Source organism: Jeotgalibacillus proteolyticus (assembly GCF_050107735.1).
Classification (GTDB): Bacteria; Bacillota; Bacilli; order Bacillales; family Jeotgalibacillaceae; genus Jeotgalibacillus; species Jeotgalibacillus proteolyticus_A.
In genome coordinates this window covers 1-252 of record NZ_JBNILO010000049.1, presented here as the reverse complement: position 1 = coordinate 252, position 252 = coordinate 1, and the positions used below count along the sequence as shown (strand labels likewise).

Below are 252 nucleotides of genomic sequence, written 5' to 3'. Positions count from 1 at the left end.
GGTATGGAAGTGAAGAAAATTATCAGGATGTATTGGACAATCGGGAGAGTACACCATTGATTACCTATAATACGTACCGGAAAGAACAAAAGAAACGCAATCAGACAAATGCGTTTAATACGGCTAACTGGAACTACAATAATGAAACGGACTCCTTCCAATGCCCAAATGACCAGCAACTTACCTTCCGTTATCATTCCCGGAAGACCGACCGCAAAGGCTTTACCAGAGAGTACAAAGTATACGAAAGTG

At 41.7% G+C, this 252-nt stretch carries 1 pseudogene; it reads left to right on the top strand.

What is annotated here, in order from left to right:
• Nucleotides 1-252: pseudogene (locus tag ACQCT8_RS19095) on the top strand (IS5/IS1182 family transposase); the annotation flags it as partial.